Annotated in this window: 22 protein-coding genes; 10 read left to right on the top strand and 12 right to left on the bottom strand. The window is 67.6% G+C overall.

Translation table 11 applies throughout. The features are described 5' to 3' along the window. Window positions 1-49 precede the first annotated feature (49 nt). The gene (locus tag ACQCSY_RS12690) at window positions 50-1,318 is read left to right on the top strand and encodes a helix-turn-helix domain-containing protein (RefSeq protein ID WP_427129258.1); all 1,269 of its coding nucleotides are present in this window, start codon (window positions 50-52) and stop codon (window positions 1,316-1,318) included. Window positions 1,319-1,350: 32 nt separating this feature from the next. Here ACQCSY_RS12690 and ACQCSY_RS12685 read toward each other — a convergent pair whose 3' ends face one another. Together ACQCSY_RS12685 and purD are read right to left on the bottom strand one after the other, a co-directional pair. Continuing rightward, complete coding sequence (locus ACQCSY_RS12685; protein ID WP_427129256.1) at window positions 1,351-2,328, bottom strand: phosphoribosylaminoimidazolesuccinocarboxamide synthase; 978 nt, start codon at window positions 2,326-2,328, stop codon at window positions 1,351-1,353. Window positions 2,329-2,330: 2 nt separating this feature from the next. After that, on the bottom strand, window positions 2,331-3,641 hold the full coding sequence (gene purD / locus ACQCSY_RS12680) for a phosphoribosylamine--glycine ligase (protein ID WP_427129254.1): 1,311 nt from the start codon (window positions 3,639-3,641) through the stop codon (window positions 2,331-2,333). Window positions 3,642-3,879: 238 nt separating this feature from the next. On the opposite strand from purD, the gene ACQCSY_RS12675 reads away from it, so the two are divergent. The 3 genes from ACQCSY_RS12675 to ACQCSY_RS12665 are packed head-to-tail and all read left to right on the top strand — an operon-like array spanning window position 3,880 to window position 6,914. Next, a complete protein-coding gene (locus ACQCSY_RS12675) occupies window positions 3,880-5,469 on the top strand; it encodes a molybdopterin-dependent oxidoreductase (RefSeq protein ID WP_427129253.1) in 1,590 nt (529 codons plus the stop codon). Between the two features lie 36 nt (window positions 5,470-5,505). Then, entirely contained in the window at window positions 5,506-6,522 is a 1,017-nt protein-coding gene (locus tag ACQCSY_RS12670) for an asparaginase (protein ID WP_427129252.1), read from the top strand. Window positions 6,523-6,524: 2 nt separating this feature from the next. After that, the gene (locus ACQCSY_RS12665; RefSeq protein ID WP_427129251.1) at window positions 6,525-6,914 is read left to right on the top strand and encodes a sterol carrier family protein; all 390 of its coding nucleotides are present in this window, start codon (window positions 6,525-6,527) and stop codon (window positions 6,912-6,914) included. Here the strand turns inward: ACQCSY_RS12665 and ACQCSY_RS12660 are convergent. From ACQCSY_RS12660 to ACQCSY_RS12650, 3 genes are all read right to left on the bottom strand, one after another. Next, window positions 6,911-7,570: a Pr6Pr family membrane protein gene (locus ACQCSY_RS12660; RefSeq protein WP_427129249.1), complete on the bottom strand. Its 660-nt coding sequence runs from the start codon at window positions 7,568-7,570 to the stop codon at window positions 6,911-6,913. The two genes, ACQCSY_RS12665 and ACQCSY_RS12660, sit on opposite strands and share 4 nt — an antisense overlap. A gap of 209 nt (window positions 7,571-7,779) precedes the next feature. Continuing rightward, the gene (gene dctA / locus ACQCSY_RS12655) at window positions 7,780-9,303 is read right to left on the bottom strand and encodes a C4-dicarboxylate transporter DctA (protein WP_427129247.1); all 1,524 of its coding nucleotides are present in this window, start codon (window positions 9,301-9,303) and stop codon (window positions 7,780-7,782) included. Between the two features lie 206 nt (window positions 9,304-9,509). After that, window positions 9,510-10,271, bottom strand: a complete 762-nt coding sequence (locus tag ACQCSY_RS12650; RefSeq protein WP_427129245.1) for an SDR family oxidoreductase — start codon at window positions 10,269-10,271, stop codon at window positions 9,510-9,512. 134 nt (window positions 10,272-10,405) lie between these two features. Between ACQCSY_RS12650 and nboR the strand changes: the two genes are divergently transcribed. Then, the gene (gene nboR, locus ACQCSY_RS12645; protein WP_427129243.1) at window positions 10,406-11,014 is read left to right on the top strand and encodes a nicotine blue oxidoreductase; all 609 of its coding nucleotides are present in this window, start codon (window positions 10,406-10,408) and stop codon (window positions 11,012-11,014) included. A gap of 241 nt (window positions 11,015-11,255) precedes the next feature. On the opposite strand, the gene ACQCSY_RS12640 is transcribed toward nboR, so the two are convergent. Continuing rightward, entirely contained in the window at window positions 11,256-13,100 is a 1,845-nt protein-coding gene (locus ACQCSY_RS12640; protein WP_427129241.1) for a glycoside hydrolase family 15 protein, read from the bottom strand. 277 nt (window positions 13,101-13,377) lie between these two features. Here ACQCSY_RS12640 and ACQCSY_RS12635 point away from each other — a divergent pair, with 277 nt between their 5' ends. From ACQCSY_RS12635 to ACQCSY_RS12620, 4 genes are all read left to right on the top strand, one after another. Beyond that, window positions 13,378-14,643 (top strand): sensor histidine kinase, encoded by a 1,266-nt coding sequence (locus ACQCSY_RS12635; protein WP_427129239.1) that lies wholly within the window; start codon window positions 13,378-13,380, stop codon window positions 14,641-14,643. Further along, window positions 14,640-15,296: a response regulator gene (locus ACQCSY_RS12630; RefSeq protein WP_427129237.1), complete on the top strand. Its 657-nt coding sequence runs from the start codon at window positions 14,640-14,642 to the stop codon at window positions 15,294-15,296. The genes ACQCSY_RS12635 and ACQCSY_RS12630 overlap by 4 nt, the downstream gene beginning before the upstream one ends. Before the next feature lie 86 nt (window positions 15,297-15,382). Further along, window positions 15,383-16,261 (top strand): hypothetical protein, encoded by an 879-nt coding sequence (locus tag ACQCSY_RS12625; RefSeq protein WP_427129235.1) that lies wholly within the window; start codon window positions 15,383-15,385, stop codon window positions 16,259-16,261. 184 nt (window positions 16,262-16,445) lie between these two features. Beyond that, window positions 16,446-17,516, top strand: a complete 1,071-nt coding sequence (locus ACQCSY_RS12620; protein ID WP_427129234.1) for an App1 family protein — start codon at window positions 16,446-16,448, stop codon at window positions 17,514-17,516. 28 nt (window positions 17,517-17,544) lie between these two features. Here ACQCSY_RS12620 and ACQCSY_RS12615 read toward each other — a convergent pair whose 3' ends face one another. Both ACQCSY_RS12615 and ACQCSY_RS12610 read right to left on the bottom strand, forming a co-directional pair. Next, window positions 17,545-19,062: a glycoside hydrolase family 1 protein gene (locus tag ACQCSY_RS12615; protein WP_427129233.1), complete on the bottom strand. Its 1,518-nt coding sequence runs from the start codon at window positions 19,060-19,062 to the stop codon at window positions 17,545-17,547. Window positions 19,063-19,178: 116 nt separating this feature from the next. Continuing rightward, window positions 19,179-19,961 carry a phosphatase PAP2 family protein gene (locus tag ACQCSY_RS12610; protein WP_427129232.1) on the bottom strand — a complete coding sequence of 261 codons (783 nt, stop codon included), beginning with the start codon at window positions 19,959-19,961 and terminating at the stop codon, window positions 19,179-19,181. Window positions 19,962-20,379: 418 nt separating this feature from the next. On the opposite strand from ACQCSY_RS12610, the gene ACQCSY_RS12605 reads away from it, so the two are divergent. Further along, window positions 20,380-20,589, top strand: coding sequence for a hypothetical protein (locus ACQCSY_RS12605; RefSeq protein ID WP_427129231.1), 210 nt, complete (start codon window positions 20,380-20,382; stop codon window positions 20,587-20,589). Window positions 20,590-20,671: 82 nt separating this feature from the next. On the opposite strand, the gene manD is transcribed toward ACQCSY_RS12605, so the two are convergent. From manD to dgoD, 4 genes are all read right to left on the bottom strand, one after another. Continuing rightward, window positions 20,672-21,901, bottom strand: coding sequence for a D-mannonate dehydratase ManD (gene manD, locus ACQCSY_RS12600; protein ID WP_427129229.1), 1,230 nt, complete (start codon window positions 21,899-21,901; stop codon window positions 20,672-20,674). A gap of 74 nt (window positions 21,902-21,975) precedes the next feature. Continuing rightward, entirely contained in the window at window positions 21,976-22,983 is a 1,008-nt protein-coding gene (locus ACQCSY_RS12595) for a sugar kinase (protein WP_427129227.1), read from the bottom strand. Continuing rightward, on the bottom strand, window positions 22,980-23,666 hold the full coding sequence (locus ACQCSY_RS12590) for a bifunctional 4-hydroxy-2-oxoglutarate aldolase/2-dehydro-3-deoxy-phosphogluconate aldolase (RefSeq protein ID WP_427129225.1): 687 nt from the start codon (window positions 23,664-23,666) through the stop codon (window positions 22,980-22,982). Before ACQCSY_RS12590 ends, ACQCSY_RS12595 begins: the two co-directional genes overlap by 4 nt. Before the next feature lie 5 nt (window positions 23,667-23,671). Then, window positions 23,672-24,820 carry a galactonate dehydratase gene (gene dgoD, locus ACQCSY_RS12585; protein WP_427129223.1) on the bottom strand — a complete coding sequence of 383 codons (1,149 nt, stop codon included), beginning with the start codon at window positions 24,818-24,820 and terminating at the stop codon, window positions 23,672-23,674. Between the last annotated feature and the right edge of the window lie 9 nt (window positions 24,821-24,829).

Here is a 24,829-nt window from a genome sequence, read left to right as displayed (position 1 = left end):
AGACTGTCAAGCATTTAGTACAAAGAATGTCCGGAATTAGGAGGTGTCCGTGGGGAACGGATTTGGGGAGAAGCTCCGCGCGGAACGGCTCGAACGGGGCCTGACGCAAGCGGAACTGGGCCGCGACCTGTACTCCCCCAGCTACATCTCGCTGCTGGAAACCGGACGCCGCGAGCCCACTGCCGATGTCATCGAGGAGCTGGCCCGCCGGCTCGAACTGGCACCCAAGGCGCTCGAGGCCTGGAGCCAGCCAGTGTCCGTCAGCGACGCCGAATACGTGCTCGCGGGACTGTACGCCCGCCAGGCCTGGGACCTCCGGGACTATCCGGTGGCCGCCGCCCACGCCGCGGCCGCCGCCAAGATCGCCTTGGAAGCCAAGAACACCAGCGCATGGTGGAACATGACCTACATGCAGGCCGAATGCCTGATCAAGCAGGGGCTCTGGCAGGAGTGCAAGGACGTCGTCCAGCACCTGCTGGACCACCCCATGGCCGCCGAATCGGCCGGCCTGGGCGTGCGGGCCCGGCAGATGCTCGCGGCCGCGTCCCAGGGACAGGGCCAGCTGACCGCCGCCGTCGAGCATGCCCAGGAAGCCGTGCGGCTCTGCGCCGAGCTGCCCAAGGGCTCCACCATGATCATCGGCGCGCTGCGGGCCCTGATCGGCGCCCTGGCCGAGAGCGGCCGGCTGGACGAAGCCTGGGAGTACTGCCAGGCCATGAACGAGCAGATGGATGACCACTCCATGTCCCAGCTCGCCGGCGAGGTCGCCTGGGTGATCGGCAACGTGGCCTTCATGCGCCACGACTACCCCGAGGGAATCAAGCACCACGAGCGTGCCGCCCGGCTGCTCTCTCCGGCGAACGACATCGACCTCTGGGCGAGGTTCAACAAGGCCTCCGCCGCCGTCCGGCTCTCCTCGGGGATCGTGGAACCCGAGACCCTGTCCTCGATCGAACGCGCCGAACTGGCCCTCTCGATCGTGGGCGGCAATAAGACGGATGAGCTGGAAGTGGCCTTCATCAGGGCCCGGTGGCTCTACCTCACCGGGGACATCGTGACCGCCGTCCAGAAGCTGCGCGAGATCCACGCCGAGCGGCAGTCACTTGCCCGGCACACCGCCGGCGAGGTCTCGCTGCTGCTCGGGAAGGCCCTCAAGGCCGCCGGGGATTCCGCCGAGGCCCTCGTATACCTCGAAGAAGCCCAGAAGGAATTCAGCGCGGCGGGGGCCTCGGACCGGGTCCAGCAGGCCATGGACGCGGTGCTTGAGATCCGACTGGCCCAGCGACGCGCCGAGGCCGCCGCCTCCGCGGAAGCCTAGGCCGCCTCCGCGGGAAGCGGGAAGCCGGAAGACTAGGCGAACGTCCGGCCGGTGAGCTTCTCGTAGGCCTCCACGTAGCGGCTGCGGGTGCGCTTCACGACGTCGGCCGGCAGCGCCGGCGGCGGCACGTCGGAGGCCTTGTCCCAGCCGGACGCGGGCGAGGTCAGCCAGTCACGGACGTACTGCTTGTCATAGGACGGCTGGGCCTTGCCGGGCTCGTATGTGGCGGCGTCCCAGAAGCGTGAGGAGTCCGGGGTCAGCACCTCGTCGCCCAGCGTGATGACGCCGGTGGCGGCGTCGAAGCCGAACTCCACCTTGGTGTCGGCCAGGATGATGCCCCGGCCGCGGGCGATGTCCTCGGCCTTGGTGTAGATCTGCAGGGTGAGCTCGCGCAGCCTCGCGGCGATGTCCTCGCCCAGCAGGTCCACGACGGCGCCGTAGGTGATGTTTTCGTCGTGCTCGCCCACCTCGGCCTTCGCCGACGGCGTGAAGATGGCCTCGGCGAGGCGGGATCCGTCCACGAGGCCTTCCGGCAGCGGGATGCTGCACACTGTGCGGGACTGCTTGTATTCCACCAGCCCGGACCCGGTGAGGTAGCCGCGGGCGATGCATTCCACCGGGAACATGTCCAGTTTCTTGCAGATCATCGCCCGGCCCTCGACGGCGGCGGGAACACCGCCGTCGACGGTGGAGGCGAGCACATGGTGCTCGACGCCGAGCTGCTCGAACCACCACAGGCTCAGCTGGGTCAGGATGCGTCCCTTGTCCGGGATCTCGCTGGCCAGCACATGGTCGTAGGCGCTGATGCGGTCGCTGGCCACCACCAGGACGCACTCCTGGCCGAAGCGCTCCGTGATGGACTCGTCCACGGGAACATAGAGGTCGCGGACCTTGCCGGAGTAGACGTGCTTCCAGCCCGGCAGGTCGAGCGTCTCGGTGTCCAGTCCGCCCTGGAGCTTTGCGGCGTCCGCGTGGGCGGCCTCCGGCGTCGGGGATGTGGGCTCAGTCATGGTCATGCCTTCGCTTTCGACGCGGCCGGGGCGCCGGGCGTCTTGACCTTGATCTCCCCGCGGGCCGCCTTGCCTCCGATGTCGGTGCGGAACTGGGAGCCCTCCAGCTGGACCAGCTCGATGCCGTCGTACGCCCGTTCCCGGGCCTCGACGAGATCGGTTCCCAGCGCCACCACGGCGAGGACGCGCCCGCCGGCGGAGACAACCTTGCCCTCGGCGTCGAGTGTGGTGCCGGCGTGGATGACGTGGACGCCCTCGATCGCTTCAATCTTCTTAAGCCCGCGGATGCGGTCCCCCATGCGCGGGGTGCCGGGGTAGTTTTCGGCTGCGACCACGACGGCGACGGCCGTGTCCTTGGACCAGCGCAGCGGCTGCACCTTGTCCAGTTCGCCCCTGGCGGCTGCCATCAGCAGCCCGCCGAGTGGCGTCTTGAGCCGGGCCAGGACGGCCTGGGTTTCCGGGTCGCCGAAGCGGACGTTGAATTCGATGACGCGCGTGCCGCGGGATGTCAGGGCCAGGCCGACGAACAGCACGCCCACGAACGGCGTGCCGCGGTGGGCCATCTGGTTGACCGTGGGCTGGGCCACGCGGTCGATGACTTCCTGGACGAGGCCTTCGGGGGCCCATTCGAGCGGCGTGTAGGCGCCCATGCCGCCGGTGTTGGGGCCCTCGTCGTTGTCGAAGATGCGCTTGAAGTCCTGGGCCGGGGAGAGTGCCACGGTGTTGCGTCCGTCGCAGAGGACGAACACGGAGACCTCGGGGCCGTCCAGGAATTCCTCGATCACCACGGTGCCGCCGGCGTCAAAGCAGCTCTGCGCGTGCCCGAGGGCCTCGTCCCGGTTGTTGGTGACCACGACGCCCTTGCCCGCGGCAAGGCCGTCATCCTTCACCACGTACGGGGCGCCGAAGGTGTCGAGGGCGTCGGCGGCTTCCTCGGCGTTGCCGGCCACCCGGGCCATCGCGGTGGGCACGCCCGCCTCGGCCATGACCTCCTTGGCGAAGGCCTTGGAGGCTTCCAGCTGGGCGGCGTCCTTGCTGGGCCCGAAGACCGGGATGCCGGCGGCGCGGACGGCGTCGGACACTCCGGCGGCGAGGGGTGCCTCGGGACCGACCACCACGAGGTCGACGGTGAGCCTGGTGGCAAGGGCGGCGACGGCGTCGGGGTCGTTCGCGTCGACCGCGTGTGTGGGGACCAGCTTGCTGATGCCGGCGTTGCCCGGTGCCGCGTGGACCTCGGAAACGTTGGGGTCTGCAAGCAAGGATCGGACAATGGCGTGTTCGCGGCCGCCGGGGCCGATGACAAGTACCTTCACAGTCTCCAAGGGTACGTGGTGCACCCCGCAGGCTCCTAAGCTGTGTCTGCCACTGGACATGCCCGGTCCTGGACCCGAACCGCGCGCCGCCCCCACGGGACATGCCCAGTCCTGGCCGCGGCCACTGGACATGATGCCACCATGTCCATCCCCGGGCGCCAAGGGAGGTCATGTCCCGCGGAGAAGGCCGGACAATCCGCGGGACAATCCACGGGGCGTGCGGCTACGAACAGCCTGTATGAAGAAGCCCAGCAAGAACACCACTAAGAGGTTCAGGGGCGCCACCGCCTTGGCCTCGGTGGCCGGCGTGGCCGCTGCCGCCGTCGTACTGTCCGTCGCGGAACTGATCGGGGCTTTCTTCACTGCGCGGGCGACGCCGCTGATCGCGCTTGGTTCGACCTTCATCGACTTCACGCCGCCGTGGATGAAGGATTTTGCGATTGCCACCTTCGGCACCAATGACAAGGCGGCGCTGTTCGTGGGCATGGCGGTGACCATCCTCGTCCTCGCATGCGTGCTGGGCGTGGTGGCTTACCGGAAGTGGGCCCTCGGCGTGGCCGGGGTGCTCCTGATGGGCGCCGTGATCGCCGCCAGCGTGGTGACGCGGGCCAGCGTCAAGCCGCTGGATGCGATTCCGTCGCTGATTGGCACCGTGGCGGGGCTCATCGTGCTGCGGTTCCTGATCAAGCGGCTGTGGCGGATGCAGGAATGGCCGGACGCGGCCGCTAACGTCGCCGCCAAGGACCCTGAACGCCCGGCCACCACCCGCCGTGCCTTCTTCGCGGCCACGGCAATGACCGCCGCCGCATCGGCCATTGCCGCCACGGGCGGCCGGCTGCTCAGCGCGGCCCGCAGCAACGTGGCCCAGGCCCGTGAGTCCCTGAAACTGCCTGCACCCGCGAAGGCTGCCCCGGCTGTGACGGCCGGCGTCCAGTCCAAGGCGCCCGGGGTCACGCCGTGGCTCACCCCGAACAAGGATTTCTACCGCGTTGACACCGCCCTCAGCGTTCCGGAGATCAACGCCAAGGACTGGGAAGTGCGCGTCCACGGCCTCGTCGAGCAGGAAGTTCGGCTCAGCTTCCAGCACCTGCTGGACGCCCGGCTGATCGAATCCCATGTGTCCCTGACGTGCGTCTCCAACCCCGTCGGCGGAAACCTGGCCGGCAACGCCAAATGGCTGGGCATGCCCATCCGCGACGTGCTCAAGATGGCCCGTCCCAAGGAGGGCGCGGACATGGTGCTGTCCACCTCCGTCGACGGCTTCAGCGCTTCCACCCCGCTGGAGGTCCTGCAGGATGACCGCGACGCGATGCTGGCCATCGGCATGAACGGCGAGGCGCTCCCTCTGGAACACGGCTACCCGGTGCGCATGGTGGTGCCCGGGCTCTACGGCTTCGTCTCCGCCACCAAATGGGTGGTGGACCTGGAAGTCACCCGCTTCGCCGACAACAAGGCCTACTGGACGCAGCGCGGCTGGTCCGAGCGCGGCCCCATTAAGACCATGGCCCGGGTGGAAGTCCCTAAGTCCTTCGCCAGGGTTCCCGCCGGGCGGGTGGCGATCGGCGGCACGGCCTGGGCCCAGACCCGCGGCATCACCAAGGTCGAGGTGCAGATCGACAGCGGCCCTTGGACGGAGGCGGCCCTCTCCGACGAGGCCTCCGTCATTACCTGGCGGCAGTGGTCCCTGGACTGGGACGCCACCCCCGGCCCGCACTACATCAAGGCCCGCGCCACCGACGGCACCGGCGAACTGCAGACGGACAAGCGGGCCGATCCCGTCCCGGACGGAGCCTCCGGCTGGCAGTCCGTGATGGTGACCGTGGAATAGCCGGGGTATACGGACCGGGCACCATAGACTTGCTGCATGCCCCTGAACACGCATGCGACCTTCACCGCTGAGTCCGCCGTCGAACTGGCAGTCGTTGAACGCAGCGGCTTCGTCGAATCCCGGCATATCGGCTCGGCTGTCGTGATGGCCGCTGACGGGACCGTGGTGATCGAACTGGGCGACATCACCACCCCGATCTTTGCCCGGTCGACCCTCAAGCCGTTGCAGGCCCTCGCCGCCATGCAGTCCGGCGTCCCGCTGCGCGGAGCCCAGGTGGCGATCGCCTGCGGCAGCCACGTCGGCTCGCTGGACCACATGGACGTCGTCGAGGGGATGCTCAAGGCGGCCGGGGTCAAGGAAGATCAGCTGCAGTGCCCGGCGGACTGGCCCCAGGATGAGATCGCGCGGAACTGGCTCGTGCAGACAGAGCGGGGCAAGTCCAGGCTTGCCTCCAACTGCTCCGGCAAGCACGCCGCGTTCCTCTGGGCCTGCACCGAGAACGGCTGGGACACGCAAAGCTACCTCGAGCCCAACCACCCGTTGCAGCAGCGCGTCCGCTCCGCGATCGAGGAGTACTGCGGCGAACGCATCGCCCACCTCGGCATCGACGGCTGCGGTGCCCCCGTCGCCGCCGTCTCGCTGACGGGCCTGGCCCGGGCCTTTTCGAAGCTGGCCAAGGCCCCGGGGGACAAGAACTCCAACGCGCGCGCCGCCACGATCGCCACGTCCATGCTGGACTACCCGTGGGCCGTGCAGGGACGCGGCCAGGCGAACACGATCGTCATGGACGAGCTGGGCATCCTGGCCAAAATCGGCGCCGAGGGCGTGCTGGCGATGGCCACCCCCCAGGGCGTGTCCGTCGCGATTAAGATCCTCGACGGCAATATCCGGGCCACGACGCTGATCGGGCTGACCCTGCTCGCCGCCTCCGGCGCCGTCGAAATCCCGGAAGTGTCCAGCGTGCTGGAAAAGGTCGTGGAGCCCGTACAGGGCGGCGGCCGTCCGGTGGGCAAGATCCGCCTCGGCCGCGCCGTCTCGGCGTTGCTGGACTAGGCGTGGCCGTACCGCGGCGTCGAATAGGCGTGGACGATGGCCGCGCTGCTCTCGCCGCCTGGCTGGCAGCCGGCACCCCGGCGTCGGACTCCGCCGGATCCGCCACCATTTCCCGCAACACGATCGCGACGGCGGTCCGCTACTCGCTGGAGGAAGTCACCGCCCGGGCGCCCGGCAACTCGGTGGAGGTCCGCGTCCCGCCGTTCGGCGTGACGCAATGCGTGGAGGGACCGCGGCACACGCGCGGCACTCCCCCGAACGTCATCGAGTGCGACGCCGCCACCTGGCTGGCGATGGTCGGCGGCCAGCTGAGCTGGGCAGACGCCGTCGCCGCCGGCCGGGTGGCCGCCTCGGGGCTCCGCGCCGACCTGTCCGGACTGCTGCCGCTCTAGAGCGGCAGGTTCAGCCTTGGGGGAGGCGCCGAGGCCGGATGCGGGCCGGCGTTCTGCAGCCTGGTGGACAGCGCGATGACCACGGCCAGCACAAAGGCCACCACCGCGATCAGCACGGACATTATGGCCACGTTGCCGTAGCCCTCGGCTCTCGGATCCAAGAAGGGGTACGGATACCAGTCCGCGAAGGGCCCGCGGATCAGGCTGTAGACCAGATAGAGCAGTGGAAAGGCCAGCCAGGTCAGCGATTCCCGCAGGGAGACCCGGGCCTTGGGCAGATCCACGAGCCAGTCGATCACCAGCACCGTGGGCATGGTGTAGTGCAGCACCACATTGATCCACGGCACCGCGGTGTCCACCTCGATGTTGCTGAGCAGCAGGCTGTAAGTGATTCCCGTGACGGTCATATACATGGTGGCGGCGCCGCGCAGCAGTTCGAGCCAGCGCGGGCTTTCGCCTTTCCACGCGAACCAGCCGGCAATCCCTAACGCGGCCGTGGCGATGAAATTCGACTCGACGGTGAAGAAGCTGAAGAAATTCAGCGGCCGGTAGTTGGGGATACTCTGGACGTTGTACGCGAACTGGCCCACCACGGCGGCCAGGCACATTGCTGCGAAGAAAAAGCGGAAGAGCGCGAGTCCCCGATTGGCCGTCATGCCCCGATCCTAGGCGAACTACCCGCCGGCAAGGAACATCCGGGGCAATGTTGCTGGCCGGCGACGGACACCCTGCCTACAGCTTCCACTCCCTGCCGGAGCACCTCGGAACCCTGACCAGCAACGACATCCGCTAGGGCACCGCCCAGAACCGCACACAAAACCCCGCCCCGGCGGGACGGGGACGGGGTTCTGCGTGTGGGCTGCGGCTATTCGTGGTTGATGGCGGCCGAGCTTCGCTCTTGCGGCGGTCCGGCATGCCCGGCACCGGCGGGTGAGCGCCTGCTCATCTGGAACTCGGGGATGTCGTCCGGGTTCGGTCCGCCGCGGAACTTCGGTGACGGCTGCCGCCCTTCAGTGATCCGTTCGAGCTCCTGATCCTCGAAGACTTCTTCCACGCCGAGCATGATCGCGGAATCATGGTTGGTGATTTCACCCCGGAAGGCGCGGACCATGACACTGCGGTCGAACTGGCCCTCCCATTTGGAAACCACGAACGTCGCCACGCAGTTGCCCAGCAGGTTCACCACAACCCGCATCGAATCCATCAGGCGGTCTGCTCCCAGCAAAAGGGCCACACCGGCAACGGGGAAGATGCCCAGGGCGGCGGCCGTTGCCGACAGCGCCAGGAACGAGGAACCGGGAACGCCGGCCATGCCCTTGGACGTGAGCAGCAGGACGCCCAGCGCGGCCAGCTGCTGCCCGAGGTCCAGGTGGTGTCCGAATGCCTGGGCCAGGAACAGCAACGAGATGGAGAGGTAGATCGCGGCGCCGTCGAGGTTGAAGGAGTAGCCGGTGGGGACCACCAGGCCGGTGGTGGCACGGGAGCAGCCCGCGTTGGTCAACTTGGTCATGATGCGCGGCATCACGGCTTCGGTGGAGGCGGTGCCCAGGGCCAGGAGGAATTCCTCGCGGGTGTACTTCAGGAACTGCCACAGCGGAACGCGGGCGAACCCCCACGCCACCAGGAACAGCAGCCCGATAAACACGATTGCTGCCGCATAGCAGGCTGTGATCAGCAGTGCGTAGGTACTTAGCGTGTCCAGGCCGTATTGGCCGATGATGAACGCCATCGCCCCGAAGGCACCGATCGGCGCGACCTTCATGATCCAGGACATGATCTTGAAGATCAGTTCAAGGACCGTTTCCATGAGGCTGATCACGGGCATGCAGCGCTCACGGCCGATCACGACAATTGCTGCGCCGAAGAAGACAGAGAAGAAGAGGACCTGAAGGAGGCTGTTGCTGGCGAACGCGCCGATGACCGACGTCGGGATAATGTCCAGGATGAAGTGCGCCGCATCCTTGGGGGGCGCGGTGCCGGTCTTTTGGTTCAACGCCTCCTGGGAGAGCGTGCTGGGATCGATGTGTAGACCGGCACCGGGCTGCACGATGTTGCCTACGATCAGGCCGAAGACCAGCGCGAACAGCGTGGCCGCGGTGAAGTACAAAAGGGCCTTGACTCCTACCCTTCCGACCGCCTTGACGTCGCCTACGGCCGAGATGCCTGTGACAATCACCAGGAAAATCAGCGGCGCGATGATCATCTTGATGAGCTGGATAAATCCATCACCGAGAGGCCTCAGTTGGGAACCAAGGTCCGGCCAGAAATGTCCGATGAGGACACCTGCCACGACGGCGATCAGAATTTGGAAGAAGAGCGACCTATACAGGGGCTTCTTCTTCGACGGCACCGAACTCGCCTTCAGTGCCGAGGAATCTGGGATCTTCATTGATCTGTACCTATCAATCGGGAACAGCCCCGGAGATCGGGGTCTGTTTCCAAAGTAACCCCGCTCACACTTTTCACAAGGGGAAATTGAATTTTCACAATGCGGAATAACATGACGGGACGTTTTATTTTAGGTCGCTGTTTGGGCGGCACGAAACGGCGGCGGCGCAGCGCTGGGGCCGCGCCGCGGCCGCAGGCTGGACGTGCCTAGCCGCGCCCGATGAACGGCATGCCCGCGGCGGTGATCACTATGGATCCCACGCTGGCCGACGCCGGCATCCCGGCCATCAGCAGCACGGCGCGGGCGGCGTCCTGCACCGGAAACGTCGGCTCGACCTTGCGGGTGCCGTCCGCCTGGACCGCCCCGGAGCCGACGCCGATCGTCTCCATGAGGTCCGTGGCCGTGTTGCCGATATCGATCTGTCCGCAGGTGATGCCGAAACCGCGCCCGTCGAGCTCGATGCTCTTGGTCAGCCCGGTCATCGCGTGCTTGGTGACCGTGTACGCCACGGTCCGGGGCCGGGGCGAATGCGCGGCGATCGAGCCGTTGTTGATGATGCGGCCGCCCTGCGGCGACTGGGCTTTCATGGCCCGGACCGCGGCAGCGGCGCACAGCATGGAGCCGGTCAGGTTCACGGCCACGGTCGCGTCCCAGTCCGCCACACTGATCTCGTCCACCGAGGCGGCGGGGCCGAATACGCCGGCGTTGTTGAACAGCACATCGACCCGCCCCCAGGGCTGCAGCGCCGCGGCGAAGAGCCGCTCGACGTCGTCGGGCACGGTCACATCGCACGGAACCGCGAGCGCCTGCGCATGGCCGGCCGCGGTCTCGAGCAGCGGCGCTTCCCGGCGCCCCGCGAGCACCACCCGGTAGCCTTCGGCGAGCATGAGGCGGGCAACGGCCTGGCCGATGCCCGAGCCGGCCCCGGTGACGACGGCGACTCTTCCGGGCGCGTGGTGTGGTGTCATGCGGTGCTCCTTTGCGGTTGCGGGCTGCCCGGTAAGCGTACGTCGAGATGGCACTTCGCGGCAGTGTTGCGCGCCGGGACTGCCGCGAAGTGCCATCTCGCGACGGGGCTGCCGCGAAGAGATAGGGTGTGGCCATGAGCGAGTTCCCCGGGCCGGGCACCACGGCCGTGCTGCTGGCCGCCGGCGCGGGAACGCGGCTGGGGCTCGGGCCCAAGGCGTTGTTGCCGTTCCGCGGCCGGACCCTGGTGGAGGTGCTCGCGGACGTTTTGCGCGACGGCGGCTGCAGCGGGGTGGTGGTGGTGCTCGGCGCAGAGGCGGACCGGGTATTGAGCCAGTGTGACCTGGACCGGCACACGGTGTTGCTGAACCCGGCGTGGCAGACCGGCATGGGCGGCTCGTTCCGGCTCGGCGTGGAGGCGGCCCCGCCCGGCGACCATGTGCTCGTGGCGCTCGTGGACCAGCCGGGACTCACGCCCGCCGCCGTTTCCACGCTGCTGGCGGCCCACCGGCCCGGGCGCGTCACGGCCGCCGCCTACCCGGACGGATCAGGCCGGCTCAGGCGCGGGCACCCCCTGCTGCTGGACGCCGACCTGCGCGCCGGGGCGGCCACGGCGGCCACGGGCGACGCCGGTGCCCGGCTTTTCCTCCAGGCCCACCCGGAGCTGATTGATCTGGTGGACTGCAGCGCCCTGTCGTCAGGCGAGGACCTCGACACCCCGGACCGGCTGCATCTGCTGGAGTGACCCGGGACCCGGCCGGCAGGCCAACGCGGGTGGATCACGGCGCGGGAGTGGCGCGGCCCGGGATCCCGGCGTCGTCTAGGCCCGGCTCAGGGAGCTGCTCGCCACGGAACCCGAGGACCTGGTTCTGGGGCCGGACGCCGCACGGATTGGTGAGGAACTCGATGCTGCTGCCGCGGCCGCGAATGACTCCCGCTACCGGCCCTGCACTCCGCCGCGAGCCTTCCGATCGCGGGGCCGGCCCTCAGGAAGCGCCGCGTGCCGGGTTGGCTGCCGCCTCCGGGTGATTCGGTACCGGGCTTCCCGGCAGCGGGGTGTCGCTGCGGTGCACGCCGTCCCCATGCAGTTCGAGGGCGCTCATCACGAGCGCGAAATGGCTGAACGCCTGCGGCGTGTTGCCCAGCTGCCGGCCGGCTTCGACGCCCCATTCCTCGCTGAGGAGCCCGACGTCGTTGCGCAGGGCCAGCAGGCGCTCGAAGAGTTCCTTGGCCTCGTGGCGCCGGCCCGCGCCGATCAGGGCCTGCACCAGCCAGAACGAGCACGCCAGGAACACGCCTTCGTCGCCGGGCAGCCCGTCGTCGCTTTCCGCCGGCCGGTAGCGGCGCAGGAAGCCGTCGTGCGTCAGTTCGCGCTGGACGGCGTCGATGGTTCCGATGATGCGCGGATCATCCGGCGGCAGGAACCCCACCCGCGGGATGAGCAGCAGGCTCGCGTCCAGCTCCGGCCGCCCGTAGGACTGCACGAAGGTGTTGCGTTCGGCGTCGAAGCCCTTGGCCATGACCTCGGCGTGGATGGTGTCGCGCAGGTCCTCCCATCGGTCCGCCGGCCCCGTCAGGCCGAAGTCCCTAACGCCCTTGACCATGCGGTCCGCCGCCACCCACGCCATCACCTTGGAATGGGTAAAATGCCGCCGCGGGCCGCGCATTTCCCACAGCCCGTTGTCCGGGCGGCGCCATGCGGTCTCAAGGTGTTCCATCAGGGCCACCTGGACGTCCCAGGCGTCGTCGGTGTGCTTCAGGAGTGAATTCCGCGTCAGGGACAGGCAATCCAGCACCTCGCCCCAGACGTCCAGCTGAAGCTGATCCGCTGCGCCGTTCCCGGTCCGCACTGGAGCGGAATTCTCGTAGCCCCGCAGCCAGGGAAGTTCGATCTCCGGCATCCGGCGTTCGCCGTGGAGCCCGTACATGATCTGCAGGTCCGCGGGGTCTCCGGCGACGGCCCGGAGCAGCCAATCGCGCCACGCCCCGGCCTCATCGGTGTAGCCTGCTGCAAGCAGCGCCTGGAGGGTGAGTGTGGCGTCGCGGAGCCAGCAGAAGCGGTAGTCCCAGTTCCGGGTGCCGCCGATCTCCTCCGGCAGGGACGTGGTCACCGCGGCCACGATGCCGCCTGTGGGGGCAAAGGTCAGGGCTTTTAGGGTGATGAGCGACCGCTGGACCGCGTCACGGTAGGGTCCGGTGATCTTGCACTTCGCGGACCAGCTCTGCCAGAACGCCTCGGTGGACACCAGGACCTCTTCCGGATCCACCGTCCGAGGGCGGGACAGGTGGCTGGGGCTCCAGGTCAGCACGAAGGGCACGCGCTCCCCCGCCGTCACCGTGAAGTCGCTGATCGTACGCATCCGCTCGCCCCGCAGCGGAGCCTGCGTCACCAGGTACACGGCGTCCGGTCCCGCGATCGCATGGATCCCGTCGTCATCATGGCGGACCCAGGGCACGATGTGGCCGTAGTCGAACCGCAGGGCCAGCTCGCCGCGCATCCTGACCGTGCCGCGGACGCCCACGACGATCCGCACAATGTCCGCCACCTCGTCGCGGGGCGGCATGAAGTCGATGACCCTGACCTTACCGCCGGGCGTCTCCCATTCGGTTTCCAGGATAAGCGTCCCCCGACGGTAATGCCGCCGCGTGCATTCGCCGCCGCCCTCCGGAGCCAGGAGCCAGCGGCCGGCCTTCGGGGTGTCCAGCAGCGCATTGAAGCAGGCGGGCGAGTCGAAGCGGGGCAGGCACAGCCAGTCGATGGAGCCCTCGGTGCTGATGAGGGCCGCAGTGTGCAGATCGCCGACCATTGCATAATCCTCGATGCGTGCCATGACACTTACAGTGCCACACGGCACCGCTGCGTACGAGGTTTCGGGCATGGCCGGGATTGGGGCCGGCCCGCCTCCCTGGGCTAGTGTCCATCCATGTTGAAACGGAACTTCGGATCATCGGACCCGCAGGTATCGGCCCTCGGCTTTGGGCGCGAAGAGCCGCTGGCTGGTCAACTCAGGCTGATCGATCATCACTCCGGGTGAACTTCTTCATCCTCCAGTTGGAACTCACTCGAAATGCGCTTCAGTGGTGTGAAAGCCCGCTTAGGGGGAAGGCATGTTCAAGACGATCACGCATCTGAGGCCCCTCGCGGCACCGGCCATGGCCATGCTGCTTCTGGGGACACTTCTGATCCTGGAGGAGCGCCATTTCGATCGCAACAGCGCCCTGCTGTTGGCGCTCCCAACCGGTGTCGCTGTGGCCGAGATTCTGCCGGGGGCGGCCCTGGGCTGTGTTTTCGCCGCTCTTGTCCTGCAGACATTCAAGGTGTTCCCGCTGGTGCTTCTGTCGGGTGTCCCGAGCTACGCGGCCGTTCCGCTTGCGATTTTCTTCGCTGCGATTGGTTGGAAGACCCGGCACCGGTGGGTTCCACCGGTTGCGGCTGGAGTGTTCGCCGGAATCACTACGATCAACTGGTTTACCGACCAGACCTGGATCAATTACATCTTCGGCAACCAGCTTTACGGCAGGGGGCTACTGCGAACTCTTACCTACGCTTTTCTGATCTTCGGTGCGTTCGCCGCTTTGAACCTCGCCGCCTGGGCCGTCGGCATGGCAGTAAACAACGTCTCGAGGAGTCGGCGGGCTCAGCTCGCGGCGGAGTCCCGCCTGCGGGAAACTGCAACTGAACTGGCCCTTGAACAGGAACGCAACAGGATCGCCAGGGAGCTGCACGATGTCCTGGCACATTCGCTGACAATCATCGTGGCCCAGGCCGACGGCATCCGCTTCATCCACCGCAGCGAGCCGGAGTCCGTTGACGAAGCGTCCAAAGTCATCGCGGAATCGGCCAGGTCGGCGCTGGTGGAAACCCGCCGGCTGATCGAAGGCTTTTCCACCGAGTTCACAGATCATCCGCTGCAAAGGGCCGAGGACGTGGTCGCTCTGGCCAAACGTCTAGCCTCCAGCGGCATGCCGGTCGAGATTGAAACGACGGGCTCGCCATGGGAGATGACCGCCGCACAGCATCTGACGATCTACCGGCTGGCGCAGGAGAGCCTGACGAATGCCTTCAAACACGCGGACCGGGCCAAGGGTGCACGTCTGTACCTCGCGTGGGATGCAACCTCCGTTGAACTCCGCGTCCGATCTTCACTGATCGGCGGCGGCGTCGGAGCGACCCAGACCGGGACCCCTTTGGCGGGGCGCGGAATTGCAGGGATGACGGCCCGCGCCGCCGCAGCGGGAGGCTGGGTCGAAACGATCCGGGGCGAAGAGACCTTCGAAGTGCTGGCGTTCCTCCCATCGACCGGTAACGGCAAGCCCGCTGGCGTTGCTCCGAAGGATTCCCACACCCGAGCCTTGGAAGGAGCAACGCCATGACGGCCGCGCCGATCCGGATTGTCCTGGCCGATGACCAGCCGCTGTTCAGTGCCGGGCTGAAGATGATCCTGCGCAGCCAGGCGGACATTGAGTTGGTCGGCGACGCCGTCAACGGAGAGTCGGCCGTCAAACTCGTTCGGGAGACGCGTCCTGATGTGCTCTTGATGGACATTCGAATGCCCATCATGGACGGCATCACAGCCACGAGGAAGATCCTGGAAACGCCCACCGGGGCCGCCACCAAGATCATTGTTCTGACGACCATCCAGCACGACGAAGCCGTCGTCCGTGCAATCCAGGCCGGTGCAGCCGGCTTCCTGACCAAAGACACCACACCGGACTTTCTGCTGGCCGCCATCCGAACGGTTCACGCGGGCCACTCGGTCATCGCCCCGGCCATCACGAACGAGCTCCTGCGCGACTACACCACGCCCTCAACCGGGAACGACGCCGCGCTTGTGGACCTTTCCGGGCGGGAACGCGACGTGTTTCTGCTCAGCGCCAAAGGGCTGGGAAACGCCGAGATCGCCGCGTCACTGGTGCTCAGCGAGGCCACCGTGAAGTCACACGTGGGCAGCATCCTGGCGAAACTCAAGCTCAAGAACCGGATCCAGCTCGTTGTCTTCGCCTACGAAAACAACGTACTGAACTAGCCCCCGAACACCCGCTCGAACCACCGAGGTCTTCACTCACAGGGAAGGCTGGCCACCGCATCACCCAAACAACCGAAGGAGCCAACATGAAGAAGAATATCTTCGGCGCTGCCGTCCTGATCCTCGGCACCGGGGCTGCGCTGGCCGCTGCGGCCATTCCGGCCGCGCCGATCACCGCGTCCCCGGAGCCTGTCTTAGGAATCATCCGCCAGGCAGAGGCCTATGCCGAAGCCGATCCGACCGCCGAACAGGGCATGCGGGAAGCCACACGGCTCTGCATGGCCAAGGCCGGCTTCGACTACATCCCGCCCGACTGGAACCCGACGCTGGACCTCAACGATGCCATCGGATTCAAACGCCTCACGGTCGACGCCGCCAAAGCCAGCGGCTACGCCGGCACCAGGCCGCAAGGGCCCCGGGAGCCCGCGCCAGAGTCCGCGGAAGGCAAACTCCTTGCCGATCCAGCTTTCAACGATGCACTCACCGGGCCCAGCGACACGGCGTCAATGACCACGGTGGCAGGTAAGGGAACATCCTCGGGCGGGTGCCGCGGCGAAGCCATGACAAGGATCTACGGCGGCGCTGAAAACTATATGCTCGCCACCGGCATCGCGTACAACTCGTTCTTCCCCGCCAGCCTGTCCGCTTCCGGCGATTCAGGAATAGCCAAAGCCATCAAGGACTGGGCCGCATGCATGAAAGAAACCCCTTACTCCTCCTATGCAAGCCCTCAGCAGGCCGCTGATGCGGGAAGAGCTACAGGCGGCCAGGAAGAGTTCAAAATCGCCGTAACCGACGCTGTTTGCCGGGACAAGACCGGGTTCCAAGCCGTGCTGGACAAAGTCCTGGACAAATATCTGACGACCCGGATGCAGGAACTGGCCCCGCAGATCGAAAAGGTCAAGGAGATCCGCCGGGCCGCCGGAGCCAACGCAGCCGCTCTGGGTGTCACTGCATCGAAATAGCGCGCTACGGCGAAACTGCCGGCGGCGGCCTGTCAGCATTCGGGGGTGACAGGCCGCCGCCGACTTCGGAATCATCGGCAAGGACTACGTGCGCAGCACCGCGGATACGGTGCCCGGGGCGCCGCTCGGGGTCCGGCCTTGGGCTCAACATTATGGCGGCGTGCCGCTGTGGGAGAGTGGAGGCATGGAATTGGCGTCGCAGCAACAACCGCAGCAGCAACCGGTGTCCGGAAACAAGGTGTTCCACCTGGCCCACCGGGTCTCGAACACGGTCAACCGGCTGCGCCTCAAGGCGGCCCGGCGCTGGCACTTCATCCCGCAGACCATCGCTTACCAGGGCTACGGCTCCACGGAATGGGTCCGGGTGCTCGGCCGGGTGGTGCTCACCAGCAGGCCCGTTCCCGGCAGCAAGGCGGAGCTGGCGGCACGGAACGGCAACCAGAACTTCCGCGGCTGGCGCGCCTTCACCAGCGTGCCGATCCAGTTCACCAGGGTTGATATCGAGATCGGCGGGGTGACCACCCAAGTGCAGGCGGACCGCGGCGGCATCGTGGACACTGTCGTACCTGTCTCGCTAACCCCAGGCTGGCACACCGCCGTCCTTCGGGCCGAAGGGACTGAGCCCGCAAAGGCCAGCATTTTCGTCATCTCCCCAGAAGCCAGGCTGGGGATCGTCGCCGACGTTGACGACACGATCATGGTCACGGCGCTCCCCCGGCCTTTCCTCGCACTGTGGAACACCTTCGTCCTGAACGAGCGGGCCCGGATGGCGACGCCCGGTATGGCGGTGCTGATGGACCGGCTGATGGTGGAACACCCGGAATCCCCCGTGATCTATCTGTCCACCGGGCCGTGGAACGCCGCCCCCACGCTGGCGCGTTTCATCACCCGGAATATGTACCCCTCGGGCGCCCTGCTGCTCACGGACTGGGGCCTGACCCAAGACCGCTGGTTCCGCAGCGGCCAGGAACACAAACACCGGAACCTGGAACTGCTCGCAAAGGAGTTCCCCAGCATGCGCTGGGTGCTCTTCGGGGACAACGGCCAGCACGATGAAGTGATTTACTCGCACTTCGCGCAGCAGCATCCGGACCGGGTGGCCGCGATCGGCATTCGGCAGCTCTCGGCCAGCGAAGCCGTCCTGGCCGGGGGCCATTCCGACACCGGGGACCACACCGGTTCCGCCGTCCCGTGGATCTATTCGCCCGACGGCGCCGGGATGGCGAAAGGCCTGCGGGACCTGGACCTCCTCTGACTCCGGCCCTGAGCGGGGCTGAAGGGCATCAGCCCACCGGACGGGGCCGTTCGACGTCGGCGGTTTCCGCAGGCCGTTCGACGTCGGGGCCCGCAGCGGCTGCGCCGTTCCGGGCCGCCAGCAGTTCCTGGAGCCAGTAGTAGGACGCCTTCGGCGTGCGGACCTGCGTATCGAAGTCGACGTGCACCAGGCCGAAGGGCTGCTTGTAGCCGCCGGACCACTCGAAGTTATCCATCAGCGACCACACGTAGTAGCCGCGAAGGTCGATGGAATCGGCCGCACCGCCGGGCGCCGTGGCTTCGATAGCGCGTCCAATGTGGTCCGCAAGGTACCGCAGGCGCCGTTCGTCCGGAATGATGAGCCGGTCAGCGCCCGCATCCCTGACCACCACGTCCTCAAAGCTCGCTCCGCCCTCGGTAATGTAGACGGGCGGCAGGTCCGGGTACCGTTCGGCCATCTCGGCCAGGGCGACGGACATGTAGTCCGGCTTGACGGGCCAGCCGTAGGCGGTGATCTCGGTATCGGGGAAGGAGGCAATGTGGAACGGCGCACCCGGGGTTGAATCGCTGAGGTCGTCCCCCATCGCCTCGGCCATGCCTTCGGGCACGGTCCCGTCCCCGGGACCGGCACCCACGCGTGTGGGCATGTAGTAGTTCAGACCGTAGAAATCCAGAGGCTGGGAGATCAGCTCCATATCCTCGGCGGAGGGGCTGAACGAGGAGAAGAACGTGGCAGCCCGGATGACGTCGGGGTACTTTCCGAGCAGCACAGGATCAGCAAACAGACGGTTCTGGAACACATCCATCAGCCCGGAGCTCAGTTTGTCCAGCGGATTGGCGGAGGCCGGGACCATCGGCGAGTAGACGTTCGTGATGCCGATCTCGCCGGGCACCTTCGCCGCCCGCAGGGCCTGCATCGCCAGGCCGTGGCCCAGCAGCTGGTGGTGGACGCTCGGCAGGGCCTTGACCATGAGTGCTTCCCCGGGCGCATGCAAGCCTAGGGCGTAGCCGTTGGTGGTGACGGTGGCCGGCTCGTTGACGGTCACCCACCGCACCACCCGGTCCCCGTAGGCGGCCGCGGCGATGGCGGCAAACTCCCCCAGCCGGTAGGCGGTATCCCGGTTCATCCAGCCGCCGGCCTCATCCAGGGGCAGCGGCGTGTCCCAGTGGTACAGCGCGGCCATCGGGGAAATCCCGTTGGCGAGCAGCAGGTCGATCAGCCGGTCATAGAAATCCAGCCCCGCAGGATTGACCGGGCCGCTGCCGCCGGGCTGGATCCGGGACCAGGACAGCGAGAACCTGTAGGAATCGATCCCCAGTTCCTTCATCAGCGCCACGTCTTCGGGCATCCGGTGGTAGTGGTCGCAGGAGGTTGCCGGGCTTTGGTCCTCCACGATCGAGCCCGGTTTCGCGGCGAAGGCGTCCCACCCGGAGGGGCCGCGGCCGTCCTCATTCAGTGCGCCTTCGATCTGGAAAGCGGACGTAGCCACGCCGAGGGTGAAGCCGGACGGAATCAGTGCGGCCAGGTCTTTGGCGGAAGCGGTCATGGCGGGATCCCCTATGCAGTTGCGCTGGTGGTTGACTGATTTTAGGCCTCCGCCGGGCCCGGCGCCATGACCCGCCGGTGCCGCGCAACGGCTGAAACGGACCCGCGGGCGCCGGCTCAGTCCTGGCCGGAATCGGCCGCCGAGAGTGTCCCGGTGACCTGTTCCCCCCGGATCCTGGCGGTCCGCCAGGTGTCGAGCGCCATCGCGGCCCCCAACACCACGAGCGAAATGGAGATGGAAGCCAGGGCGTCGGTCATCCAGTGATAGCCGAGGTAGAGCCTGCTGACCGCGGCGAAGAACACGCCGACGCCAGCCACGATGAACCCCACGACGGCGGACTTGGAGTTGCTCCGGCGCGAGAAGATAAGGAACGTCGTGACGAGCAGGAAGTCGCAGGCACCGAGGACGTGCCCGGAGGGGAACGAGAAGGTGGAGTCTGCCCCGAAGAGCATCAGGTCCACCGGAGGCCGGTGGCGTTCCACAGCATGGCCAATGATCTCCGCGAGGATTACGCCGGTCAGCATGGCACCCGCCAACAGGATCGGCCGCCAGGCGTGCTTCGCCAGGAACCCCCAGGCCACGGTGACCACCAGGACGATGATCGGCAGGCCGATCGGGCCGAAGACGATCGCGAGGATGATCATGATGGTCGTAGTGGGTTCGGAGCGCAGGGTCAGGAGCCAAGTCCGCACAGGCTCGTCACTGGCCGAGATGCCTCCCTGCTGGAGGACACCGGCGAGGATGACGAAGAACAGCACGGCGCCCAGGACCATGAGGCCGACGGCGATGCGGTAGAGATTCCTCCGCGCCGGCTCGCTCATGAACCGTTCCTCCACCACGAACTTCTCGTGGAAGGCGCGCCACCAGCCCTGCGGCTTCCCCGTTTGATCCTCTGCCATGTTCCGCGCCCCCCTCTGTACCGTATGTGGACTTCCCCCGCTGAAGATTACCGCGGTTCGCTGCCGGAAGGCACTCGAAGCAGCCGGCATGGGCGCCGACCTCGCTGTGAGAGCCGGGCACCCGCCTTCAATCGCGGGCCGCCTACTGGGCGTTGTGGGACAGCTGGGGCCAGTCAGGCTGGAGGGTGGTGGACTCAGCGTCCACGAGCATCTTTCATCCTCCCCTGCGGAGCTGTAGGCCCGAAGTGACCGGTTTCACCGGACTCAATGGATCCGCAGGTCAACGGGCCGCGCCGCATCCCGGCGGAGTTTTTGGTCCGCGAGGACACCTGGCGGGGATTTGACCGCCCTATAAATATGACGTTATTGTTCCTGAACCATTGGGGCCGACAGGAAGAACGCCAGGAAAGATCGTGCCATGACCACAGTTACCGAGTGCATTGAGATCCACGTCGACAGCCGGCAGATCCTGGACGAACGTCTGAACGACGCCGTGCGGGGGCTGCAGCAGCTCGCGATGGTCACGGGAACGCACGGCATCCTGCTCACCAGGCACACCCCGGCTCGCTACACGGCGGCGCTTTCGGACCAGGTGCCATTCGGCATCACCCGGGAGCTCATTCACTGAGCCGGACGTGGCGCAGTTTCGAAAATTTAACGAGGAGGTCCCGGACAGTAGAGCGTAGGCTCTCCGCCCGGGACCTTCTGCGTCACCAGTCGTGGACCGTTCCGTCGACGAGGCGGTTGTAGGGCAGGTAGGCCTGCTGGTAGGGGAACGCGGCGGCGGCTTCGGCGTAGAACTCGACGCCGAGGCCGGGCGCCTCGCCCGGGTGCAGGTAGCCGTCCGTGAACGTCATGGACTGTTCGAAGACCTCGTTGGTCGCCTCCGAGTGCTGCATGTATTCCTGGATCCCGTAGTTGTGGATGGCCAGGCCCACGTGCAGCTGCGCGGCGAAGCCGACCGGGGAGATATCGGTGGGCCCGTGGAGACCGGACTTGACCTGGTACTGCGCGGCGAAGTCCATCACCTTCTTCAGCGGCGAGATCCCGCCGAAGTGGGTGGACGCGGCCCGGACGTAGTCGATCAGCTGCTCCTTGATCAGGGTCTGGAAATCGAACACGGTGTTGAAGATCTCCCCGATCGCCAGCGGCGTGGTGGTGTGCTGGCGGACCAGGCGCAGCGCCTCCTGGTTCTCGGCCGGGGTGCAGTCCTCCAGCCAGAACAGGTCATACGGTTCCAGCGCCTTGCCCAGCTTCGCGGCCTGGATCGGGGTCATCCGGTGGTGCCCGTCATGCAGCAAAGGCAGCTCCGGGCCGAACTCGTTCCGGACCGCCTCGAACACGGCGGGCAGGTGCCGCAGGTAGGCCCGGGTGTCCCAGTCCTCCTCCACCGGGAACGCGCCGCGCCCGGCGGGCTCGTAGTCATAGCGTTCCCCGGAGGCCTGGGCCTGCGCGGCGACCCCGTAGACGGCCTTGATCCCCGGGACCGCGGTCTGGATCCGGATCGACTTGTAGCCCAGCTCCAGGTGCTCGCGGACCGAATCAAACAGCGAGGGAAGATCCGCCCCGGAGGCGTGGCCGTAGGCGCGCAGCCCGTTCCTGGACGCCCCGCCCAGCAGCTGGTAGACCGGCATCCCGGCGACCTTGCCCTTGATGTCCCACAGCGCCATGTCCACCGCGGCGATCGCCGCCATCGTCACGGGACCCCGCCGCCAGTACGAGGACCGGTACAGGAACTGCCAGGTGTCCTCGATCCGGTGCGGGTCCTTGCCGATCAGCAGCTGCGCGACGTGCTCCCTCAGATACGCGGCGACGGCCAGCTCACGCCCGTTCAGGGTCGCATCCCCGATCCCGGTCACCCCCTCATCGGTGGTGATGCGGAGAGTGACGAAGTTGCGGGAAGGGCTGGTCACGAAGACTTCCGCGGCAATGATTTTCACAGCTGGTCCAGGCTTTCGATGTAGGTCTGAATACGGTCGGTTCGGGTTGAGGCGGGAGGCGGGATTGGTCCGGCTCAGCGCTGGGTGGTTCCGCCCGGCGTGGTTGCGAGCAGCGCGAGCTCGTCCGTGCGGGGCAGGCCTTCCCAGTCGCCGGCGGTGCTGACGGCGAAGGCCCCCGCGAGGGCGCCGCGCTGCAGGCGTCGGGCCACGTCCTCGCCGTCGAGCAGCGCGGAAAGGTAGCCCGCGGTGAAGGCGTCCCCGGCCCCCACGGTATCGAGGCTGGTCACGGGGACGGCAGGCACTTCCCAGCGGCCGCCGGTGGTGTGGACGCCGGCGCCTTTGGCGCCGCGCTTGACCACGACTTCCTGGACCCCGCGGTCCAGGAGCTCTGCCGCCATGGCCGACTCGGCGGCGTCGGCATCCCCCGCACCTGCGGCGTCGGAGTCGTCGATATCGGAGCCGGGGTCCGGGGCGGAGGCGACCAGCCCGAGTTCGTCGTCGGAGGCGATCAGGATGCTGGCGTGGCGGGCCAGCGGGGTGAGGACGGCGCGTGCCTCGTCCCGGGACCACAGCTTGCCGCGGTAGTTCACGTCGAGGGAGACCACCATGCCCTCGCCGGCGGCGCGTGCCGCCGCGTATTCCACGGCCCGGCGCGACTCGAGGCTGAGTGCGGCAGTGATGCCGGTCAGGTGCAGGACCCGGGCGCCGGCTTCGAAGGCGAGGTCCAGGTCCTCCCGGCTGAGGCTGGAGCCCGCGGATCCCGCACGGTAGTAGAAGGCCCGGCTGACATCCGCCGTGCGCTGTTCCAGGAACATCACCCCGGTGCTGCGTCCGGCGTCCTCCCGGTGATGCAGCCGGATGCCCTCGGAACGCAACTGCCGGAGAATGAACTGGCCGTGCGGATCGGCGCCCACCACCCCGGCCCAGGCAACCCTGTGGCCCAGCCGTGCGACGCCGACCGCCACGTTCGATTCCGCCCCGGCCACGTGCATCCGCAGGCTCCCGCCGACGGAGAGCGGGCCGGCGGACCGCAGCGACACCATGGATTCGCCGAAGGTCAACAGCTCGACCGCGGCCGTCACCGCAGGCTCTCCGCTGCCATCCGGCGACCGTTTTCGGCCGCGAGGGCCACAAAGGCCCGCGCGCGGTCCCGGAGCGCGGCGAGGTTCCCGCCCGAGGCCGCGTCGCCGATCAGCGGGCCGCCCGGGCCGACGGCGATGGCGCCCGCCGTCCAAAACGCCGGGGCTTCGGACAGGCCCACGCCGCCGACGGCGATGAAGGGGATCTGCGGGAAAGGATCGCGCAGGGCCTTGAGGTACGACGGCCCGCCGACGGAGGCCGGAAAGAGCTTGACCGCGGTGGCGCCGCGGGTCATGGCCTGATGCGCCTCGGTGGGGGTCAGCGCGCCGGCGAGCACGGGCAGCCCGAGGCCGGCGCCGATGTCGATCGACTCTGCCAGCGCCGGCGTGACGATGAACTGCCCGCCGGCGCCGACGACGTCGTGGACGTCCTGTTCCGTCAACACGGTGCCGGCGCCGACCAGGCAGCCCGCCGGGGCGGCGTCGCGGATCTGGCGGATGGCGGCGAGCGCGTCCGGCGTCGTCAGCGCGACTTCCACGTAGCGGAAGCCCTCCGCCATGACGGCGAGCGCGGCGCGGGCCGCGGCGGGCCCGTCGGTGCCGCGGACGATAGCAACGAGCCGGGACTCGGTGAGCCCCGCCAGGAACTGGTCCGGGGTCATCGGCCTGGTCATCTCAGGGGACATGTTGTTCACCATTCTGCGTAGGAGCCGTCGGGGTGCCGCCACACGGGACTGCGCCAGGCGTGCCCGCGCTTGTCGGCGGCGCGGACCACCGCCTCATCGATTTCGATCCCGAGGCCCGGCCCGGTCAGGCGTTCGATGTGCCCGTCCACGAACTTCAGCGGGGACTTGTCCACCACGTAGTCCAGGACTTCGGCGCCCTGGTTGTAGTGGATCCCGATGCTCTGTTCCTGGATCAGGAAGTTGGGCGTGGCGAAGCCGAGCTGCAGACAGGCGGCCAGCGCCAGCGGGCCCAGCGGGCAGTGCGGGGCCAGTTGGACCTCGTAGACTTCGGCGAGCGAGGCGATCTTGCGGACCTCGGTGATGCCGCCGGCGTGGGAGAGATCCGGCTGGGCCACGGCGATGCCGGCCTGCAGCGCGGGCAGGAATTCCTGCCGGCTATAGAGCCGCTCGCCGGTGGAGACCGGCGTCGTGGTGGAGGAGGTGAACTCTCCCAGCAGGTGGGTGTTCTCCGGCACCACGGGCTCTTCGAGGAAGAAGGGCCGGTACGGTTCCAGCAGCGGCGCCACCCGCCGGGCGTTTGCGAGGCTGAAGCGGCCGTGGAAGTCGACGGCGACGTCGCGGTGCTCGCCGAGGACCTCGCGGGCGGCGGCGACGCGGCGGACGACGCCGTCGAGCTCCGCCACGGAGGCGATGGGGCTCATCCGGCCGCTGGCGTTCATCTTGACCGCGGTCAGCCCGACCTCCAGCTGGGCGCTGATCTGATCGGCCACCTCGTTGGGCTCGTCCCCGCCCACCCAGCCGTACATCCTGATCCGGTCGCGGACGTGGCCGCCGAGGAGTTGGTGGATGGGGGTGTTGAAGTGCTTGCCGGCGATGTCCCACAGTGCCTGGTCCAGGCCGGAAACGGCGCTGGCCAGGATCGGGCCGCCGCGGTAGAAGGAGCCCTTGGTCATCACCTGCCAGTGGTCCTCGATCCGGAGCGCATCGTTGCCGAGGAGCAGCTCCGAGAGCTGGCCAACGGCGGTGCGGACCGTTTCGCTGCGCCCCTCGCAACTTGCCTCGCCCCAGCCGACGATCCCGCTGTCGGTCTCGATCCGGACGAAGAGCCAGCGCGGCGCGACGAGGAAGGTTTCAATCCTGCTGATGAGCGTCATTGCGGCGTT

This window comes from Pseudarthrobacter sp. S9 (assembly GCF_050156545.1).
Classification (GTDB): domain Bacteria; phylum Actinomycetota; class Actinomycetes; order Actinomycetales; family Micrococcaceae; genus Arthrobacter.
The sequence above is the reverse complement of the archived record's forward strand: the minus strand, read 5'-3'. Positions and strand labels throughout refer to the sequence as shown.

What these genes read in the sequence shown, in the direction of transcription:
- ACQCSY_RS12670 (WP_427129252.1), top strand. Translation starts at nt 5,506, where the DNA reads ATGCCCCTGAACACGCATGCGACCTTCACCGCTGAGTCCGCCGTCGAA.
- ACQCSY_RS12685 (WP_427129256.1), bottom strand. Translation starts at nt 2,328, where the DNA reads ATGACTGAGCCCACATCCCCGACGCCGGAGGCCGCCCACGCGGACGCC.
- ACQCSY_RS12605 (WP_427129231.1), top strand. Translation starts at nt 20,380, where the DNA reads ATGACCACAGTTACCGAGTGCATTGAGATCCACGTCGACAGCCGGCAG.
- ACQCSY_RS12625 (WP_427129235.1), top strand. Translation starts at nt 15,383, where the DNA reads ATGAAGAAGAATATCTTCGGCGCTGCCGTCCTGATCCTCGGCACCGGG.
- ACQCSY_RS12675 (WP_427129253.1), top strand. Translation starts at nt 3,880, where the DNA reads ATGAAGAAGCCCAGCAAGAACACCACTAAGAGGTTCAGGGGCGCCACC.
- dgoD (WP_427129223.1), bottom strand. Translation starts at nt 24,820, where the DNA reads ATGACGCTCATCAGCAGGATTGAAACCTTCCTCGTCGCGCCGCGCTGG.
- ACQCSY_RS12640 (WP_427129241.1), bottom strand. Translation starts at nt 13,100, where the DNA reads ATGGCACGCATCGAGGATTATGCAATGGTCGGCGATCTGCACACTGCG.
- dctA (WP_427129247.1), bottom strand. Translation starts at nt 9,303, where the DNA reads ATGAAGATCCCAGATTCCTCGGCACTGAAGGCGAGTTCGGTGCCGTCG.
- ACQCSY_RS12635 (WP_427129239.1), top strand. Translation starts at nt 13,378, where the DNA reads ATGTTCAAGACGATCACGCATCTGAGGCCCCTCGCGGCACCGGCCATG.
- nboR (WP_427129243.1), top strand. Translation starts at nt 10,406, where the DNA reads ATGAGCGAGTTCCCCGGGCCGGGCACCACGGCCGTGCTGCTGGCCGCC.
- ACQCSY_RS12660 (WP_427129249.1), bottom strand. Translation starts at nt 7,570, where the DNA reads ATGACGGCCAATCGGGGACTCGCGCTCTTCCGCTTTTTCTTCGCAGCA.
- ACQCSY_RS12620 (WP_427129234.1), top strand. Translation starts at nt 16,446, where the DNA reads ATGGAATTGGCGTCGCAGCAACAACCGCAGCAGCAACCGGTGTCCGGA.
- ACQCSY_RS12630 (WP_427129237.1), top strand. Translation starts at nt 14,640, where the DNA reads ATGACGGCCGCGCCGATCCGGATTGTCCTGGCCGATGACCAGCCGCTG.
- ACQCSY_RS12650 (WP_427129245.1), bottom strand. Translation starts at nt 10,271, where the DNA reads ATGACACCACACCACGCGCCCGGAAGAGTCGCCGTCGTCACCGGGGCC.
- ACQCSY_RS12615 (WP_427129233.1), bottom strand. Translation starts at nt 19,062, where the DNA reads ATGACCGCTTCCGCCAAAGACCTGGCCGCACTGATTCCGTCCGGCTTC.
- ACQCSY_RS12590 (WP_427129225.1), bottom strand. Translation starts at nt 23,666, where the DNA reads ATGTCCCCTGAGATGACCAGGCCGATGACCCCGGACCAGTTCCTGGCG.
- ACQCSY_RS12610 (WP_427129232.1), bottom strand. Translation starts at nt 19,961, where the DNA reads ATGGCAGAGGATCAAACGGGGAAGCCGCAGGGCTGGTGGCGCGCCTTC.